The sequence below is a fragment of the Albidovulum sediminicola genome, assembly GCF_025751575.1.
GTDB classification, from domain to species: Bacteria; Pseudomonadota; Alphaproteobacteria; order Rhodobacterales; family Rhodobacteraceae; genus Albidovulum; species Albidovulum sediminicola.
Genome location: NZ_JAOWLA010000033.1, coordinates 1 through 14,967 on the forward strand (window position 1 = coordinate 1; position 14,967 = coordinate 14,967).

The 14,967-nt window shown below is 63.9% G+C and carries 19 protein-coding genes and 2 tRNA genes; 3 read left to right on the forward strand and 18 right to left on the reverse strand.

Annotation, left to right across the window (positions count from 1 at the left end):
• The first annotated feature begins 290 nt into the window (after positions 1-290).
• Positions 291-872 (forward strand): hypothetical protein, encoded by a 582-nt coding sequence (locus OE647_RS19395; protein ID WP_263723430.1) that lies wholly within the window; start codon positions 291-293, stop codon positions 870-872.
• Between the two features lie 8 nt (positions 873-880).
• On the opposite strand, the gene OE647_RS19400 is transcribed toward OE647_RS19395, so the two are convergent.
• The 16 genes from OE647_RS19400 to OE647_RS19475 all read right to left on the reverse strand — a co-directional run bounded on the left by OE647_RS19400 (position 881) and on the right by OE647_RS19475 (position 11,288).
• Positions 881-2,047, reverse strand: coding sequence for a DUF6538 domain-containing protein (locus OE647_RS19400; protein WP_263723431.1), 1,167 nt, complete (start codon positions 2,045-2,047; stop codon positions 881-883).
• Between the two features lie 61 nt (positions 2,048-2,108).
• Positions 2,109-2,184 (reverse strand) — tRNA-Phe (locus OE647_RS19405).
• 82 nt (positions 2,185-2,266) lie between these two features.
• Complete coding sequence (locus tag OE647_RS19410) at positions 2,267-2,443, reverse strand: DNA gyrase inhibitor YacG (protein ID WP_263723432.1); 177 nt, start codon at positions 2,441-2,443, stop codon at positions 2,267-2,269.
• Complete coding sequence (locus OE647_RS19415; protein ID WP_263723433.1) at positions 2,440-3,492, reverse strand: ribonuclease E/G; 1,053 nt, start codon at positions 3,490-3,492, stop codon at positions 2,440-2,442. Before OE647_RS19415 ends, OE647_RS19410 begins: the two co-directional genes overlap by 4 nt.
• A complete protein-coding gene (locus tag OE647_RS19420; protein WP_263723434.1) occupies positions 3,489-4,067 on the reverse strand; it encodes a Maf family protein in 579 nt (192 codons plus the stop codon). Before OE647_RS19420 ends, OE647_RS19415 begins: the two co-directional genes overlap by 4 nt.
• Position 4,068: 1 nt before the next feature.
• A complete protein-coding gene (gene infA / locus OE647_RS19425) occupies positions 4,069-4,287 on the reverse strand; it encodes a translation initiation factor IF-1 (RefSeq protein WP_037209844.1) in 219 nt (72 codons plus the stop codon).
• Positions 4,288-4,370: 83 nt separating this feature from the next.
• Positions 4,371-5,264, reverse strand: a complete 894-nt coding sequence (locus tag OE647_RS19430) for a carbon-nitrogen hydrolase family protein (protein WP_263723435.1) — start codon at positions 5,262-5,264, stop codon at positions 4,371-4,373.
• An 84-nt stretch (positions 5,265-5,348) separates the two neighbouring features.
• Positions 5,349-5,936: a GNAT family N-acetyltransferase gene (locus OE647_RS19435; RefSeq protein WP_263723436.1), complete on the reverse strand. Its 588-nt coding sequence runs from the start codon at positions 5,934-5,936 to the stop codon at positions 5,349-5,351.
• Complete coding sequence (locus OE647_RS19440; protein ID WP_263723437.1) at positions 5,933-6,331, reverse strand: ketosteroid isomerase-related protein; 399 nt, start codon at positions 6,329-6,331, stop codon at positions 5,933-5,935. The genes OE647_RS19435 and OE647_RS19440 overlap by 4 nt, the downstream gene beginning before the upstream one ends.
• 120 nt (positions 6,332-6,451) lie before the next feature.
• Positions 6,452-6,844, reverse strand: a complete 393-nt coding sequence (locus OE647_RS19445) for a nuclear transport factor 2 family protein (protein ID WP_263723438.1) — start codon at positions 6,842-6,844, stop codon at positions 6,452-6,454.
• A gap of 87 nt (positions 6,845-6,931) precedes the next feature.
• Positions 6,932-7,399: an arsenate-mycothiol transferase ArsC gene (locus tag OE647_RS19450; protein WP_263723439.1), complete on the reverse strand. Its 468-nt coding sequence runs from the start codon at positions 7,397-7,399 to the stop codon at positions 6,932-6,934.
• A 2-nt stretch (positions 7,400-7,401) separates the two neighbouring features.
• The gene (locus OE647_RS19455; protein ID WP_263723440.1) at positions 7,402-7,881 is read right to left on the reverse strand and encodes a UPF0262 family protein; all 480 of its coding nucleotides are present in this window, start codon (positions 7,879-7,881) and stop codon (positions 7,402-7,404) included.
• Entirely contained in the window at positions 7,881-9,191 is a 1,311-nt protein-coding gene (hisD, locus tag OE647_RS19460) for a histidinol dehydrogenase (protein WP_263723441.1), read from the reverse strand. Before hisD ends, OE647_RS19455 begins: the two co-directional genes overlap by 1 nt.
• 165 nt (positions 9,192-9,356) lie before the next feature.
• Entirely contained in the window at positions 9,357-9,833 is a 477-nt protein-coding gene (locus OE647_RS19465) for a DUF2948 family protein (protein WP_263723442.1), read from the reverse strand.
• 2 nt (positions 9,834-9,835) lie between these two features.
• A complete protein-coding gene (gene murA, locus OE647_RS19470; RefSeq protein WP_263723443.1) occupies positions 9,836-11,104 on the reverse strand; it encodes a UDP-N-acetylglucosamine 1-carboxyvinyltransferase in 1,269 nt (422 codons plus the stop codon).
• Positions 11,105-11,108: 4 nt separating this feature from the next.
• Positions 11,109-11,288 carry a hypothetical protein gene (locus tag OE647_RS19475; protein WP_263723444.1) on the reverse strand — a complete coding sequence of 60 codons (180 nt, stop codon included), beginning with the start codon at positions 11,286-11,288 and terminating at the stop codon, positions 11,109-11,111.
• Between the two features lie 90 nt (positions 11,289-11,378).
• On the opposite strand from OE647_RS19475, the gene OE647_RS19480 reads away from it, so the two are divergent.
• Positions 11,379-11,453, forward strand: a tRNA-Thr gene (locus OE647_RS19480).
• A gap of 91 nt (positions 11,454-11,544) precedes the next feature.
• Entirely contained in the window at positions 11,545-13,107 is a 1,563-nt protein-coding gene (locus OE647_RS19485) for a DUF6538 domain-containing protein (protein ID WP_263723446.1), read from the forward strand.
• 62 nt (positions 13,108-13,169) lie between these two features.
• Here the strand turns inward: OE647_RS19485 and OE647_RS19490 are convergent, their stop codons facing one another.
• Both OE647_RS19490 and OE647_RS19495 read right to left on the reverse strand, forming a co-directional pair.
• Positions 13,170-13,583: a hypothetical protein gene (locus OE647_RS19490; RefSeq protein ID WP_263723447.1), complete on the reverse strand. Its 414-nt coding sequence runs from the start codon at positions 13,581-13,583 to the stop codon at positions 13,170-13,172.
• The coding region (locus tag OE647_RS19495; RefSeq protein ID WP_263723448.1) for an HNH endonuclease family protein at positions 13,580-14,967 on the reverse strand (1,388 nt) is incomplete at its 5' end. The genes OE647_RS19495 and OE647_RS19490, both read right to left, overlap by 4 nt.

The following is a 14,967-nucleotide window of genomic DNA, read 5'->3' on the forward strand; positions in this document are numbered from 1 at the left end:
CGCAATCGCCCGTCCCGCTGCGCGAGATGAAAGCTCCGCGCGACGGGCGATTGCTCAACCCGCGCCAATAGGCGTAAATAACCACCGGGCTCCGGTCGTGGCTGGATGAAAGACCAGTGGCAGGTCAATACGCCTCGGTTTATTGCTGAAACCACGCGGGCGTAGGACATGGCGGGTTTTTACCATGCTTGCCAGTCGACATCCCCAAGATCAGACGACCAAACACGACCATGAGACTACGGAAGACCGACGTTATCTTCGGATTAGGAGCTCAGGAACTTCGCGAGTTCATGAAGAGAAGTAAGGTGATGATAGCCGAACACCTTGCTTCAGCATTCTCTCTGTCACCTGTGGCAGCGAAGGCAAAATTGAATGAACTCGCCGAGGCGGGGTACGTGGCGTTTGAATGCACACTGGCGGACGGCAGGGAACTCTTCAGCCGCACAACGAAAGGCTCTGCGCTTGCTAAGGCCAAGTTCGTGAAACCTATCCCCCGAGCAAAGGCGGAAGCCCTGCTTCAAGGGGTGCTTGAGCGAGTAGCAGAGATAAACGGCAGCCCAGCCTTCATTCATTCAGTCGACCGACTATCTGTTTTCGGCAGCTACCTCTCCGAAACTTCGGAGCTGGGCGATATCGACCTGATCGTCGAAGACAGCTTCAAGAGCGAACTCGGCGACAGGTGGAAAGTAACCGAAGAACATGCAAGAAGAAGCGGTCGGCGGTTTCGCAACTGGCTTGACGCACGGTCGTATCCTAGGCTTCAGATCGAAATGAAGATACGCGAAAGGTCTCCCTATCTCGACATTCAATTCGCTAATCAGATTGAGCTACTAGGCCTCAAACCGCTGACCATATTCGAACGAAGCGCCTAGCTTTGCAGCTAGACGATACGGCGCAACCAATTCGCCTTTACAGACAGAGGGTATCCCCTGCCGTATGTCTGGCCGACACCCTCTGTCTGCCAACCGCCGATCTGATCAACAATGTCGGATGGGCATTCAACCGCCCGAAGGCGATCGCGCATGGAGTGGCGGAAGCTATGCATTGAACAGCGTTCTGGCACCATGGGCTTCATCCACTTATTCAGCGCAGCACTGGCGGAATTGGAATTCGTCTCCTCTGACTTATTGTAACGCGGAAACGCAAATGGGCTTGCGTCTGTCTGCGCGAGGATCCGTTTCGCAACCCAAAAGGACGCTCCAACAAGCGGAACCTCCCGAGCACTGGTCGGCGTCTTCAATCGCCGCCAAGGGTGCCCTCTGACTACAATTCGGGGCACCTGATCATCTAGGATGATGTCCTCCCGAAGAAGTCCAGCAGCTTCGGCGAGACGCAGTCCTGTATCTGAAACGAGAGCGACCAGCCACCTCAGGTCATCATCGATGCGCTTGCATTCAGACTGGACTTTGCGGAGCACATCATCGGGCAGCGGCACACGATCCTTAACATCAGCTTGCCGATCAAAGTAGACGTTCCCAAATGGGTTCGCCATCGTGACCCCCAGCTCACTGGCACCAAAGTTCACGACAGATCGAACAGTGCCGAATACTCGCGTTATACTGCTGCCAGACAGACCACGCTCGATGAGGGAATCCCGAAAGCGGTTTGCATCAGCCTTCGTGTAGGCCTGAAGATCCTTGTCACCGCAAATATCAATGACGTAGCCGCAGGAACGCTCAGCGGCTCTTTTGAAAGTCGCGGGGCGTCCCTTGCCCTTCAGCCTCAGATAGATCCCAACTGCCTCGGAGAGATTCACGGTTTCGTTCAACGTCTTCGACGGCGGGTGTGATTGGTTTCTAGCGGCAATCCGCAGCCTATGCTTCCCTGGCAGGGCCGTGTCCTTGATCCTCAAGTGGTACCAGTACTCGTCCAGCTGATCTGCTGCTCGGCGTGCTCGTGACGCAGCCACCATCGCAGACCGAGTTCTCAACGAGTAGGCGATTTTCTGCGTGTCGTAGTGATGCTGGACGTCCCGAGGGATTCTGCGCTCAAAGTAAAAGACGCCATCCTTAAGGAACGAAAAAGGGATCGATTTGTCATACGCCATGTCCTACGCCCGCGTGGTTTCAGCAATAAACCGAGGCGTATCAATGGGATGGCGGTGGGAGTGGTGCCCAGAGCCGGAATCGAACCAGCGACACGCGGATTTTCAATCCGCTGCTCTACCAACTGAGCTATCTGGGCACCGGGGGCGTCGCCGCCCGGGTGGCGCGTTCTTAGGCGAGAGCGCGGGGGCTGTCCAGAGGGAAATGGCGGAAAATGAAGCTCAATGGATCGGTTCGTCGCCGGGCCGGCGCGGTGTGGGGGCTTCGTCATCCTCCGCCGAGCCTGGTATGACGTAACTGCCCGTCAACCAACGGCCCAGATCGATGTCCGCGCACCGTTTGGAACAAAACGGGCGATACTTCGGATCGGTGTCCTTGCGGCAGATCGGGCAGGTCACAACGCTGCCCCCTGCAGCACTTCGGCCAACGGCAGGCGGTCGCGCTTGCGCTGGATTTCATACATGCCGAGCGGCGTCCATCCCGCAAGGCTGGTTTCGGCGGCCTCGCCACGGAATGCGGCCCGCAACTGCTGCTCGACGGCGGCGCGGTCGCGTTTCGGCATCGGGGCGAAATCGACGACAATCTGCCCGCCGAGGCCGCGCAAGCGCAATTGCCGCGGAAGATCACGCGCGGCGGCGATATTGGCCTTGAGCCCGGCGGCGGGGCTCGTATCGCCGCCGGTGTTCACATCGACGGCGATAAGGGCGCGGGTCGGTTCGATTACCATGCTCCAACCGCCATGCAGTTTCACGTCCGGTGTCAGCAGGGCTTCGACCAGGTCGTCGATGCCATGGCGGGCGAAGGAATCGTTGCCGTCGTCGACCTCGTCCGGGGCGGGATCGGCCCAGTCGCGCCAGGCCTCCTCATGCGGAAGGGGGGCATCGACCAACAGTTCGGGCGCGCCCTTGGCGTCGGCCAGGACCTGTTCGGCGAGCGCGCGCAGGGCGGCGATGTCCTCGGCCACCGTCTCGTCTTCTTCGGCCTCCGCAGCCGAGCGCAGGATCAGACCGAAGTCCGACCCGGCCATCCCTTCTTCGGCCAGGGCCTGAAGGTGCGCGCGCGCGTCCTCGTCGCGGATGCGGCGGGACACGTTCAGCCCCGGCGCCTCGGGCGTGACGATCGCGAGCCGCCCCTTGAACAGGAGCCGCGTCGAGAGCGGCAGCGCCTTGCCCTGCTCGGCGTGACCTGAAACCTGAACCAGGATCGGCTGACCAGGGGTCAGGCCGCGGGTTTCGCGCAGGAAGCCGGTCATCCCGTCGGGCAGCTTCACGAAGACGCCGCCCTGCCCCTTCACGAAACGGTCGAGCGTGCCGCGCAGGATCGCACCGGGCGCTGGCGCCGCGTCATCGGCGGGCGCGACCAGAAGGTCCTCAAGCCGGCCGTCGACGACGAGGGCGGCAGCTTCGCGACCTCTGTATTGGCCAAGGGCAACCAGCCGGCCTTTCATGCGTTCTCTCCGAAGATACTGATGCCGGCGGCCTGAAGCAGCACGGCCGTTTCGGCGACGGGAAGGCCCACGACGCCGGTGAACGATCCTTGGATCCAGGGGATCAGCGCGCCGAAATGGCCCTGGATGCCGTAGCCCCCAGCCTTGCCCTGCCATTCGCCGCTGGCGAGATAGCCGTTGACCTCGACGTCGGACAGCGGCTTCACCTTGACGACTGTCTCGACCACGCGTTCCCACAGCCGATCGCCCTGCCGGACGGCAACGGCGGTGATGACGCGGTGGCGGCGACCCGACAGCGCCCAGAGGAACGCCGCGGCCTCGCCCGCGTCGGCGGGCTTGCCGAGGATGCGGCGGCCAAGCGCGACGGTGGTGTCTGCGCACAGCACGACTTCATCCGCGCCACAAGGAACGGCCAGCGCCTTTTCGCGCGCCATGCGGGCGCAATAGGGTCGCGGCAGCTCCCCCTTGGCCGGGTCTTCGTCGATGTCGGGTGCGCGGATGTCATCGGGCACAAGCCCGATCTGCGCCAGAAGCTCCTTCCGGCGCGGGCTGGCCGATCCCAGGATCAGCCGCACGTTACTTGAAGCGGTAGTTGATACGGCCCTTCGTCAGGTCGTAGGGCGTCATTTCCACCTGAACCCGGTCGCCGGCCAGAACCCGGATGCGGTTCTTCCGCATCTTGCCTGCCGTATGCGCGATGATCTCATGGCCGTTTTCCAGCTCGACCCTGAACGTCGCATTCGGCAGGAGTTCCTTCACGACGCCAGGAAATTCGAGCATTTCTTCCTTGGCCATGGTCACTCCATATTCGGTCCGCCTGCCAAAATCCGCAGGCGCGCCCTAAATGCGCCCGCAAACGGGATTTTTCAAGCGCATTGTCAAGGGGTATTTACGATTGTGACATTGGCGGCGGGGCCGATCTGTTCCGGCCAATGGCTGAGGTTGAGCACACCGCCATCCGCACGGACCGCCCGAATCGCCTCGGTCGAAACCTCGGCATAGACCCAGCCGGGCTCCCCCAGTACGCCTTGGGCGAGGATGCCCTCGGGCGGGAAGCCGCGATCGGGGGGGCCGTAGATGGCGGCCCGCCCGGTATTCTCCTCCATCCCGGCACACCAGGGCGCCTCGCCCACGACCGGGGCATGAACCGAAACCATCTGGTTTTCCAACGCGCGCGCCATGGCGCCCACGCGCACGCGCGTGAATCCGGCCAGCGTCTCGGTCGCGGAGGGGACCAGCAGGACCTCCGCCCCGGCTTCGGCGAGGCTGCGGGCGAGAAGCGGGAATTCGCTGTCGTAGCAGATCGAGACCCCGATCCGGCCAAGCGGCGTGTCGAATAGCTTCACATCCACCCCCGGCGCGATGTCCCAGTCGTCGCGTTCCCAGCGGGTCATCATGGCCTTGTCGTTATGGCCGAGAATCCCCTTCGGACCGTAGAGGGTGGCGCGATTAACCGGGCGGGTGGGATGGATGGCCGGATCGAACACCGGGCCGGAGCCGCCAAGGATGTGCACGCCATGGGCGGCGGCAAGCCGCAGGTGCAGGGCATCGACCTCCGCCTTGTGGCGGGCAACCTCATGCAGGCAGCCTTCCTGATCCGCCGCAACCGCATGCCCGCCGAGGCTTGCGAGTTCCATCGCCCCGTATTCGGGAAAGACCAGGATCTCCGCCCCCAGGGCCGCAGCCTCCGCGACCCAGCGCGTAAGCTTCGCCTCATAGGCGGACCAGTCGTCGAGCCAGTCGAGCGGATAGGCGGCCGCGGCGATCTTCATGTCGTTTCCTCCATTGGCCGCGCTCTGCGCCCCAGGGTTCCGGTCGCGGCAATCACATAGGGACCTACGAGCCCGACGAGCGTCTCAAAGGTCCCGCATCCAGATCTGCAGGTCCTTGGTCGTCTCCTCGGCCTGTCCCCGGTCCTTCCAGCGGTATTGCGCGATCATGCCGGGCTGCGGCGTATAACCGCGCTTGCGCCAGAACCCATCAAGCGGCCGGTAATCGGCCGGGCGATCGGGATGGTCCGCCGGCCGGATCACCGAACAGAAAGCCGCGTGACGCCGCCCCAAGCTGCGGGCCTGTCCTTCGCGCGCGTCGAAGAAAGCGTGCCCCAGGCCCCGCCCCCGATACTCCGGCAGGAGGACCGATTCCGCGCAGTAGAACACATCCCGCAGATCCATCCCGCGCGCCGCGAAGGGGGCGCCGAAATCGTCCGAATGCTCCTCCATCGGCGCACCGGTCGATGCGCCGATCAGTTTCGCGCCGTCAAAGGCCCCCACCAGCACCGCGCCGCCACTTCCGCAGTAGCGCGACAGATAGCGCCGCTCGTAATCCATGTCGCCGTCGTAAAGGTAAGGCCAGTGCCGGAACACCTCGATCCTGAGCCGCGCGACATCGTCGAGCGCGGCTTCGAACGCCTCTCCGGTCAGCGTCAGGATTTCGATGGTCATTGGCTGACCTGCCGGATCCAGTCCTGGAGGTTGTAATAGGTCGTCACGCGCGTGATCTTGCCATCCTTCAGGGTGAAGAACCCGCCCGCCGGCAGCACATAGGTCTGGCCCTTCGCCTCCGGCAGGCCAGGATCGGTCTTGAGGTAGGTGCCATTCACCGTGAATTCCGCGGCCCCGCGCGTGCCATCTTCGTTCGCGAAGACAACCATGTCGGTCAGCAGTTCCTTGTAGGTCTCGCTCATGTGGCGGCAGAATTCCGCGAAGGCGTCCTTGCCAAGCCGCATCGCGCCTTCGTTCACATGATGGGCGAAGTCGTCATGCAGCGTCGCGATCATTCCCTCGACATCGCCCCGGTTGAAGGCGTCGTAATAGGCTTGGATGGTCTCGCGGCTCATTTGCGTTTTCCTCGGCGGCTGTTTCTGGGTCTTCCGGTGGCTAGCGCGCAAGCCCCCTCAACCGCAAGACCGGCGGAGACGAAAATGCGCGTGTTTGCGACAGCAACCGATCGGCGCGGCCTAACGGCCCGCGACCTGGGCGGCGTAGTCCTCGGCGTCGAACCAGCCGAGCGAGGACTGGATCAGGCAATCCCCTGACAGGTCCCATTCCTCCCACCCCCGGACATTGAGCGCGTTGCCGGTCCCGGAATGGTCGCCGGTGAATGTCCAGATGAAGGCGACGTGGTCGCCCGCGATCCGAAGGTCATCCAGGATGACCCGCATCCGGTTGACATCGGCATAGAAACCGGCGGCCATTTCCGCGATCTTCGCGCGCCCCTGCCAAGGCGTCCCCCGGTTGATCACGATCGAACCCTCCGGCGCGTAACAGGCGGCAACACGCTCAGGGTCCCCTGAATTCCAGGCATCCTCGTAGGAGACCGCGAACTTCCGAATATCCTCGTGCCCAGGCATGTCTTCCCCCAACTCCCGATTTCAATCCGGGCAGCATGGAACAACAGGGGGGAAGCTGTCAAACCGGCGCGCCCGCGGCGCCGGGCCTCAGGCGGCGCCTTCCTCCGAAGGCGGGCCGAAGCGCTGAAGCATCCTGGCCTTGATCTGGTCGCGGGTCTGGCGGTAGACGGCAAGCTTGGTTTCACGCGTCTCGCCGATGCCAGTCGGGTCCATGATCGGCCAGTATTCGACATCCAGATGGAAGTAGCGGGTCAGTTCCAGCGCCTGGCGCTGGCTTGCCGGCGACAGCGCGATGACGAGGTCGAAACCAGACAGATCATCGCCCCACTGCTGCATTTCCTCGAAACTGCGGGCACGGTGGCGCGACAGCTCAACCCCGATCTCCTTGCAGACCGCCACGGCGAAGCCATCGACCTCAAGGTCGTTCTTGACACCCGCCGACTGAACATAGCTCTGGCGCCCGTAAAGCTTCTTCATCAGCCCTTCGGCGATCGGCGACCGGACGGAGTTGTGGTCGCAGCAGAAGAGCACCGAATGCGGCAGCCCGTTGCCCAAGGTCAGCCTCCGAAATGCAGGACGCAAATGAGGGTGAAGAGCCGACGCGCCGTGTCGATGTCCAGTTCTGCCTTGCCGTCAAGCCGTTCGATCAGGATGCGCGCGCCCTCGTTGTGGATGCCGCGCCGGGCCATGTCGATGGCCTCGATCTGGCTGGGCGGCAGGCGCTTGACGGCCTCGAAATAGCTTTCGCAGATCTGGAAGTAATCCTTGACCACTTGCCGGAAGGGCCCAAGCGACAGGTGGATTTCCCCAACCTTCTCGCCCGCCTCGGACTGGATTTCGAAGACCAGCCGCTTTTCGCGGATCGCAAGGCCCAGGCGGAACGGGCCGTCCGGCGCCGGCCCGTCCCCGCGCGCGGGCAGCGCGAAGCTGTTGTCCTCCAGCAGGTCGAAGACCGCGACCTTGCGTTCCTGCTCCACCTCCGGGGTGGGCGCGGGCAAGCCGCTGTCGTCGATGTCGATCTGACAGATGCGGCTCATCACGCCCCTCCCTGATTCAGCCGGTCGAGGCGCGCGCGCACCGACAGCCCGTGCGCCTCAAGGCTTTCCGAAATCGCCAGACGCTCCGCCGCCGGGCCGATCGCGGCCAGCGCTGCGGGGGTCATCCTGGCCAGCGTCGTGCGCTTGAGAAAATCCATCACCGAAAGCCCGCTCGAAAACCTTGCCGAGCGCGCCGTGGGCAGCACGTGGTTCGGCCCGCCAACGTAATCGCCGATCGCCTCGGGTGTCCAGTGACCGAGGAAGATCGCGCCGGCATGGGTGGTCAGCGCCGCCAGCGCCTCAGGATCCGCAACGCACAGCTCCAGGTGTTCGGGCGCGACACGGTTGGAAAGCGCCGCCGCCTCCGCCAGATCCCGCACGACGATGACCGCGCCGTAATCGCGCCAGGAGGCGCCGGCGATCGCCCGGCGCTCAAGCGTCTCTAGCCGCGTCTCGACGGCGCGCGCGACGGCTCGGCCGAATGCCTCGTCGTCGGTGACCAGGATCGACTGGGCGCTTTCGTCGTGCTCGGCCTGGCTCAAGAGATCGAGCGCGATCCAGTCCGGGTCGTTGTCGCGATCGGCAATCACCAGGATCTCGGACGGGCCCGCGATCATGTCGATGCCCACACGGCCGAAGACCCGCCGCTTGGCGGCCGCGACATAGGCATTGCCCGGCCCGGTGATCTTGTCCACCGGGCGGATCGTCTCCGTCCCGTAGGCCATGGCCGCAATCGCCTGCGCGCCGCCGATCCGGTAAACGGTATCGACGCCTGCCAGACGCGCCGCCAGCAACACCAGCGGATTGACCACACCGCCCGGCGTCGGGCAGGCGATGACCAATCGTTCCACCCCAGCCACCTTCGCCGGGATCGCGTTCATCAGGACCGACGACGGATAGGACGCGAGCCCCCCCGGCACGTAAAGCCCGGCGGCCGAAACCGGCCCCCAGCGCCAGCCAAGCTCCGCCCCCGCCGGATCTGTCCAATAGGCGTCCTGCGGCATCTGCCGGGCGTGGTAGGCGCGAATGCGCTCTGCCGCGAGTTCCAGCGCCGCGCGGTCTTCGTACCCGACCTTGGCGCATTCCGCCGCCATCTCTTCCTCGGAAAACGCAAGCGTCTCGGGCGCAAGCTCAAGCCGGTCGAACCGCGCGGTCAATTCGATCACGGCCGCATCGCCACGGTCGCGCACCTCGGCGATGATGGCGGCCACGGCCGCATCCACGTCAGGCGCGTCTTCGCGCTTCATCGACAAGAGCGCCGAAAACGCCGCTTCGAAACCGTCCGATCTGGTGTTCAGGAAATGGGGCATGGCGAACTCCTCGACTGCCGCCCCCATAGCGAAGCCTGCGCCGTGTCTCAAGCACCCAGATCCCGAACCCGTCAACCCGCTTTCCGGCGCCTCTTTCAATCTGGCCCAAATACTCCCCGGGGGTCCGGGGGGCGGGAGCCCCCCGCGCCGCGCTGGGCCGCAAGCTCAGACCGGGTGGGAGGGCGCCTTTTTGGACAGCGCGGCATAGGGCCGGGTCACATCCTTCAATGCCACATTCAGACATTCCGCCGAGACCGCGATCGCTCCGTCCCCCGCAAGCGTGACGACAAGCCGCCCGGTGCCGTCCTCGCCCGGCTCCCACGCGAGCGACAGCACCGACAGGATCATGTCCCTGGCATTCCGGTCGATCCCCTGGGACGCGACGCCCATCGCATCGCCCACCAGCAACACGGACTGCACCCGCTCATAGGCCCGGCCCCGCGCCTCTGCCGCCGAACGGTCTTCCCAACGGAAGCGGTTGATCAGCAGCGCCAGTTCACGCCGGCGCCGGTCGTAGTGGATCTCGGTGATCGGCAGGACGGCGTCCTGCACCAGCGCCGAGATCACGCCCAAGTCCTCGTCGGTTTCCGCCCGAAGCGCCAGCGGCCTTTCGGCACCTTCCTCGAATGTCGCGTCGATCATGGTCACTCGCCCCTGATGCGTTCCACATCGGCCCCGCAGGCCGACAGCTTCTCCTCGACCCGCTCGTATCCACGGTCGAGGTGGTAGACCCGGCTCACCACCGTCTCGCCCTCGGCGGCAAGGCCCGCAAGGATCAGGCTGACCGAGGCACGCAGGTCCGTCGCCATCACCGGCGCCCCCTTCAATCGCTCTACCCCCGTGACCGTCGCATGGCCACCGTGAACGTCGATTCGCGCGCCCATCCGCATCAGTTCGGGCGCATGCATGAAGCGGTTCTCGAAGATCGTCTCCTCCAGCACGCTGACGCCCTCGGCGGTGCACATCAGCGCCATCATCTGCGCCTGAAGATCGGTCGGAAAGCCGGGGAAGACCTCGGTCTTCACATCGACCGCGCGGATGCGTCCGTTCTTGCGCGCGACCGTCAGCCCCTTGTCGGTCTGGGTAACCGACACGCCGGCCGCATCGAGCTTTTCGCAGAATGCCGGCAGCAGGTCGATGCGGCCCCCGATCAGCTCGACCTCGCCCCCCGCAATGGCCGGCGCGATCATGTAGGTGCCCAGTTCGATCCGGTCGACCACGACCGGATGGGTCGCGCCATGCAGGCGGTCCACACCCTCGATCGTGATCGTGGCGGTCCCCTCGCCCTCGATCCGCGCGCCCATCGCGCGGAGGCATTTCACCAGATCGACGATCTCGGGTTCGCGCGCGGCGTTCTTGAGGACCGTCGTGCCCTTGGCCAGCGTCGCCGCCATCACGATGTTTTCCGTGGCACCGACGCTGGCGAAGCGCTGCTCGATCACCGCGCCCTTCAGGCCCTGCCGGGCCTCGGCATGCAGGTAGCCGTCCTTCAACTCGATCGCAGCCCCCAGCGCCTCCAGCCCCGAGATATGGATGTCCATCGGACGCGCCCCGATCGCGCAGCCGCCCGGCAGCGACACGACCGCCCGGCCCGCGCGCGCCAGCAAGGGCCCAAGCACCAGGTTCGAGGCGCGCATCTTGCGGACGATGTCGTAATCCGCCGTCAGGTTCGACAGATCGTGGCTCGACATGGCAAGTACCCGCCCCTCCTGCATGGAGGTCACCTCGGCCCCCAGCGACTGAAGGAGCGTGGTCATCGTGCGGATGTCCGACAGCCGCGGCGCATTCGTCAGCGTCAGCGGCTCGTCTGACAGAAGCGTCGCGGGCATGAGCGCGAGGCAAGCGTTCTTCGCACCCGCGATCGGAATGCTGCCCTTCAAGGGGCCGTTGCCCCGAACGAGAATCGAATCCACTGCCCTAGCCTTCTTTCTTCTGCCCCGTCCCGTCCGTATCCCCGGCCGCATCCGCGGCTTTCGCATCCCGCGCGCGCGCCTGCGCCTTGCGCCGCGCGATATTCGCCTTCAAGGCCGCCTTGAGCCGCGCCTCGCGGTTTTCGGCTTCCTTTCCGGCTTGGGTATTGGAGGGTTTCCTATCCATGCGGCCCTTCCTACAGCGGATGGCAAAAAGGGTCCAGATTGCCCTTGCGCGCCGCGCGGTTTGCGTCTAACACGCGCCCCACGAAATCGGGCTGCGGTAGCTCAGTGGTAGAGCACTCCCTTGGTAAGGGAGAGGTCGAGAGTTCAATCCTCTCTCGCAGCACCATCCCAACCCCTTGATATCAAATAAGACCCTTGCAAATCAGGGGTTTCTCTCATTCTGTGGTTACAGTGTAGGTTACAAACCGCAGGTAGTCATGGCCGGGAAGATCAGGCATCTCGTGAATCGTTCTGGGCGCTACCACGCGCGCATCGTGGTGCCGAAAGAGCTTCGCGCCATCATCGGCAAGACTGAGCTTCGACAGCCGCTCGGCGGCGATTATCGGCAAGCGCTGCGCTTACTTCCGAGTGCAGTCGCACAGCTTCAACACCAGATCGCCCTCGCCGAACGCAAGATCTCCACCACGTCCACCATTCGCCCCGCGCGCTATCCACTGGCGCCCGATCAGATCGCACTGGCACATTACCAATGGCGGCTGGAAGGCGATGAACTGGCGCGTTCGCACCCGGCCTATGCTCAGATCGGCATCGATGACCAGCTTGTCATGATGCTGCGCAAGGGCATCGCCGGGAGCCTCACTGACAATGAGCTCGCTGAACTCGTCGGTGATCGAATAGACCGCTATCGTCACCTGGGGAACACTGACGCCAAGCGCGGCACGGCGGAATGGCGCACCCTCGCGCGAGCGCTCTGCATCGCGGAGTATGAAGCGCTCGCTCGCACCGTTGAGCGCGACGAAGGGGATTACGGCGGCCGGCCCACTACCCCCATGTTGATCGACGCTCAACCCCCTTCCCTGCCCCAGGAAGCCCTGAGCCTCAAGAAACTCTGGGAGGACTACAAGAAGAGCCGCACCCAGTCGGGCTTCATGCGCGACGGCGGAAAGCGCCAAGATCCCGTCATCGATAATCTGCGCAATTTCCTAAAGCACAACGACGCCCGGCGCGTGACCAAGAAAGACCTCCTAGCCTGGAGGGATCACCTCATGATCGAGCTGTCGGCCAAGACCGTGAGCGATGTCTACCTGTCTACCGTCCGGTCTCTCTTCTCCTGGGCCGTCGAGAACGAGCGCATGCAAGAAAACCCAGCTGTGGGTGTCAGGCAGCCCAAGGCACGCAAGGTCAGAGGTCGGGAGAAGGGCTTCACCGACGACGAAGCGCTAGCGGTGCTCAAGGCGTCGCAGTCCTACGAACCGACGGCAAATCAGTTCGGGCACATCAGCGAGACGCCGCAAAACGTCGCTGCAAAGCGATGGGCCCCGATCCTCTGTGCCTTCACTGGCGCGAGAATCAGCGAGATCACGCAGCTTCGCAAGGAAGACGTTCGCCAAGAGGGCGACCGCTGGATCATCCGCATCACGCCCGAAGCCGGCACTGTTAAGACTGGCGGCTACCGTGACGTTCCCCTCCACCGGCAGGTCGTGGACCTTGGGTTCATCGACTTCATGACAACTGCGAAGGCCGGCCCACTCTTTCATGGTGCGACTGATCCGGCGAAGTATGGCACCGGCGCCCGTGTCGCGTCCGGCAAGGTGTCGGAGTGGCTCCGGCGCTCGAAAGTCATACCGGAGGGTATTCAGCCCAACCACGCATGGCGCCACCGGTTCAAAACCAAAGCCAGCGAACTGGGTATCGACTCGCGCGTTATAGACGCTATCCAGGGCCATGCAGGACGAACAGCAGGCGACAACTACGGCGACGTAACCGTGGCGGCTAAAATTCGGGCGATTGACGCTTTCTCCTGGATAGTTGAGGATTAGCGTTTGCCTCTCATGGCGGAGGCGAATAGAGGTCGGTCGGAGCGATGTTCTCTGTGTCCAGGTCAGTGCGCCTGCAAGTGCTCCAGCAGTTGCTTGATCTCCCCCGGCCGCTCGATGGTGAAACAGATCAGGTCGGCATTCGCCAACTGCCGCATGGGCTTCAGCGCCGAATGACGGCCATAGCGGGGACGCCCTTCATCATCCGCCGTGACATAGGTATCGACCGCCGGAGATAGCCGGTAGCGGATCCCGGCGTTGATCATGCCCTCCCCGGCCTCCCGGTTCATCCAGAGGTTCGCCAGGGTCTTCGGTCCCTTCTCGAACATGATCTCGATGGCGGCACCACGCGGGGTGTGCAGGACGTAGCGCGCCGCCAGCTTGCCCTGGTGCCCGGCCGGATGCTCGACTGCAACCGCATCGAGCGCCGCCAGGCAGGCACGCTTGAGATCATCGCGATCGTAGGTCTTCAAGGTCATGCTGGCACCATCGAGGCATAGCGCATCAGGCGCTGGCGAATCGCCTTCTCTCGCTCGCGCACGAACTCCGGCATCATCTGGGCAGTGGCGAGATCCAGGCGGTCCGGGATCAGGTGGCGATCCATGTAGCTCCGATCGCGGCTGGTGATCCAGGCATCGAAGGGCAGATCGCTCTTTTCGAGGTTCTCGGTGCCGGGCAGGAGCTGGAGGTTGCCGAGCCTGTCGATGCTGTCGGCGATCTCGCGGATGCGATGCTCGGGGATGTTCATGCCCTGGAGCACACGGCGACCGGCCCGTGCCTGCGGCACGATGTGGTCGACATGGTAGGTGCCCGCGCTCCAGTCGAGCCCGTCGTAGAGGAGTGAGAGTGCGAGGAAGGTCTTGGCCTTGCCGTATTCGAGTGCCAGCAAATCCTCGATCGCGCGCGCATCGAGTCGCGCGATCCGACCGTTGGTCGCCAGAACGTCGTAGAGGCGCGCTGCCGGGAAGCCGCGGTCCGACCGCAGCCCTTCGCGGATCGCGCCGCGTGCCAGCGAGATGGTGCGGTCCGATGAGCCGGCGAAGACTCCAAGGAGCAGGCTCTGGATCAGCCAGCGCTGCATCTCGCGCGCATTCACCCGCTCGAACTCGATCGAACCGCGGAAGCTGAATTCCGGCGTGCGGAAGAGGTAGTAGGCGATCGGCAGCACCGCGTTGAGCGACGTCAGCGTCTCGCCCGAGATGCCGAAGCGGTTAACAAGGCGGAAGGTGTTCTCGATCGCTTGCTTGATCGCCGACCAGCGCGCCTCGATCTGCGAGATCGCCTCGCCCGTGAAGTTCGACACGCTGTATTTGACGTCGAAGTCGCAGAGCACCAAGCAAGCCTTCAGCACCAGGTCCCGGGTAACCGCGTTCGGGAGCGGCAGCGACTTGTTGATGTGCTCGACGAAGCCGAAGACCTCTACGCGGGCCGTGCCGGCCGGCCATTTCGAGGTGATCATCGACATGAGGAGATCGGGCTTCGAGAGCTTGGTGCCGCCGTCATTCGCGCGCACGAAGATGTCGAGCACCCGGTCTACCGACTGATCGGTCTCGGTGTAGTAGTTGATGACCTCGTCGGTCCAGATGACCGCATGCAGTCGCCGGAGCGTTGCCGCGGCCAGATCCTGCTCGAACGGGGTGGCGCCCCGGTGCATTTGGCCGAGCACTTCACCGATCAGCTTCTCTAGGTCGTCGGATCTCGGGTAATCGAGGATCTTGCCGAGCTTGAACCAGTGCTGGACTTGCCCGGAAAATGTGGAGAGCACCAACTGAGGAACCAGGAGGTGTTCTATGGGAAACGGAAACAGGCCGACGCCGGAGTTTCGTCGTGAAGCGGTTCGGTTGGCACTGACCAGCGGCCGGA

Excerpts from the sequence above, each read along its gene's own strand:
- OE647_RS19435 (WP_263723436.1), bottom strand. The coding sequence starts at position 5,936 with ATGACCATCGAAATCCTGACGCTGACCGGAGAGGCGTTCGAAGCCGCG.
- OE647_RS19400 (WP_263723431.1), bottom strand. The coding sequence starts at position 2,047 with ATGGCGTATGACAAATCGATCCCTTTTTCGTTCCTTAAGGATGGCGTC.
- OE647_RS19455 (WP_263723440.1), bottom strand. The coding sequence starts at position 7,881 with ATGAGCCGCATCTGTCAGATCGACATCGACGACAGCGGCTTGCCCGCG.
- OE647_RS19440 (WP_263723437.1), bottom strand. The coding sequence starts at position 6,331 with ATGAGCCGCGAGACCATCCAAGCCTATTACGACGCCTTCAACCGGGGC.
- hisD (WP_263723441.1), bottom strand. The coding sequence starts at position 9,191 with ATGCCCCATTTCCTGAACACCAGATCGGACGGTTTCGAAGCGGCGTTT.
- OE647_RS19395 (WP_263723430.1), top strand. The coding sequence starts at position 291 with ATGAAGAGAAGTAAGGTGATGATAGCCGAACACCTTGCTTCAGCATTC.
- OE647_RS19490 (WP_263723447.1), bottom strand. The coding sequence starts at position 13,583 with ATGACCTTGAAGACCTACGATCGCGATGATCTCAAGCGTGCCTGCCTG.
- OE647_RS19445 (WP_263723438.1), bottom strand. The coding sequence starts at position 6,844 with ATGCCTGGGCACGAGGATATTCGGAAGTTCGCGGTCTCCTACGAGGAT.
- OE647_RS19415 (WP_263723433.1), bottom strand. The coding sequence starts at position 3,492 with ATGAAAGGCCGGCTGGTTGCCCTTGGCCAATACAGAGGTCGCGAAGCT.
- OE647_RS19475 (WP_263723444.1), bottom strand. The coding sequence starts at position 11,288 with ATGGATAGGAAACCCTCCAATACCCAAGCCGGAAAGGAAGCCGAAAAC.
- OE647_RS19430 (WP_263723435.1), bottom strand. The coding sequence starts at position 5,264 with ATGAAGATCGCCGCGGCCGCCTATCCGCTCGACTGGCTCGACGACTGG.
- OE647_RS19485 (WP_263723446.1), top strand. The coding sequence starts at position 11,545 with ATGGCCGGGAAGATCAGGCATCTCGTGAATCGTTCTGGGCGCTACCAC.
- OE647_RS19465 (WP_263723442.1), bottom strand. The coding sequence starts at position 9,833 with ATGATCGACGCGACATTCGAGGAAGGTGCCGAAAGGCCGCTGGCGCTT.
- infA (WP_037209844.1), bottom strand. The coding sequence starts at position 4,287 with ATGGCCAAGGAAGAAATGCTCGAATTTCCTGGCGTCGTGAAGGAACTC.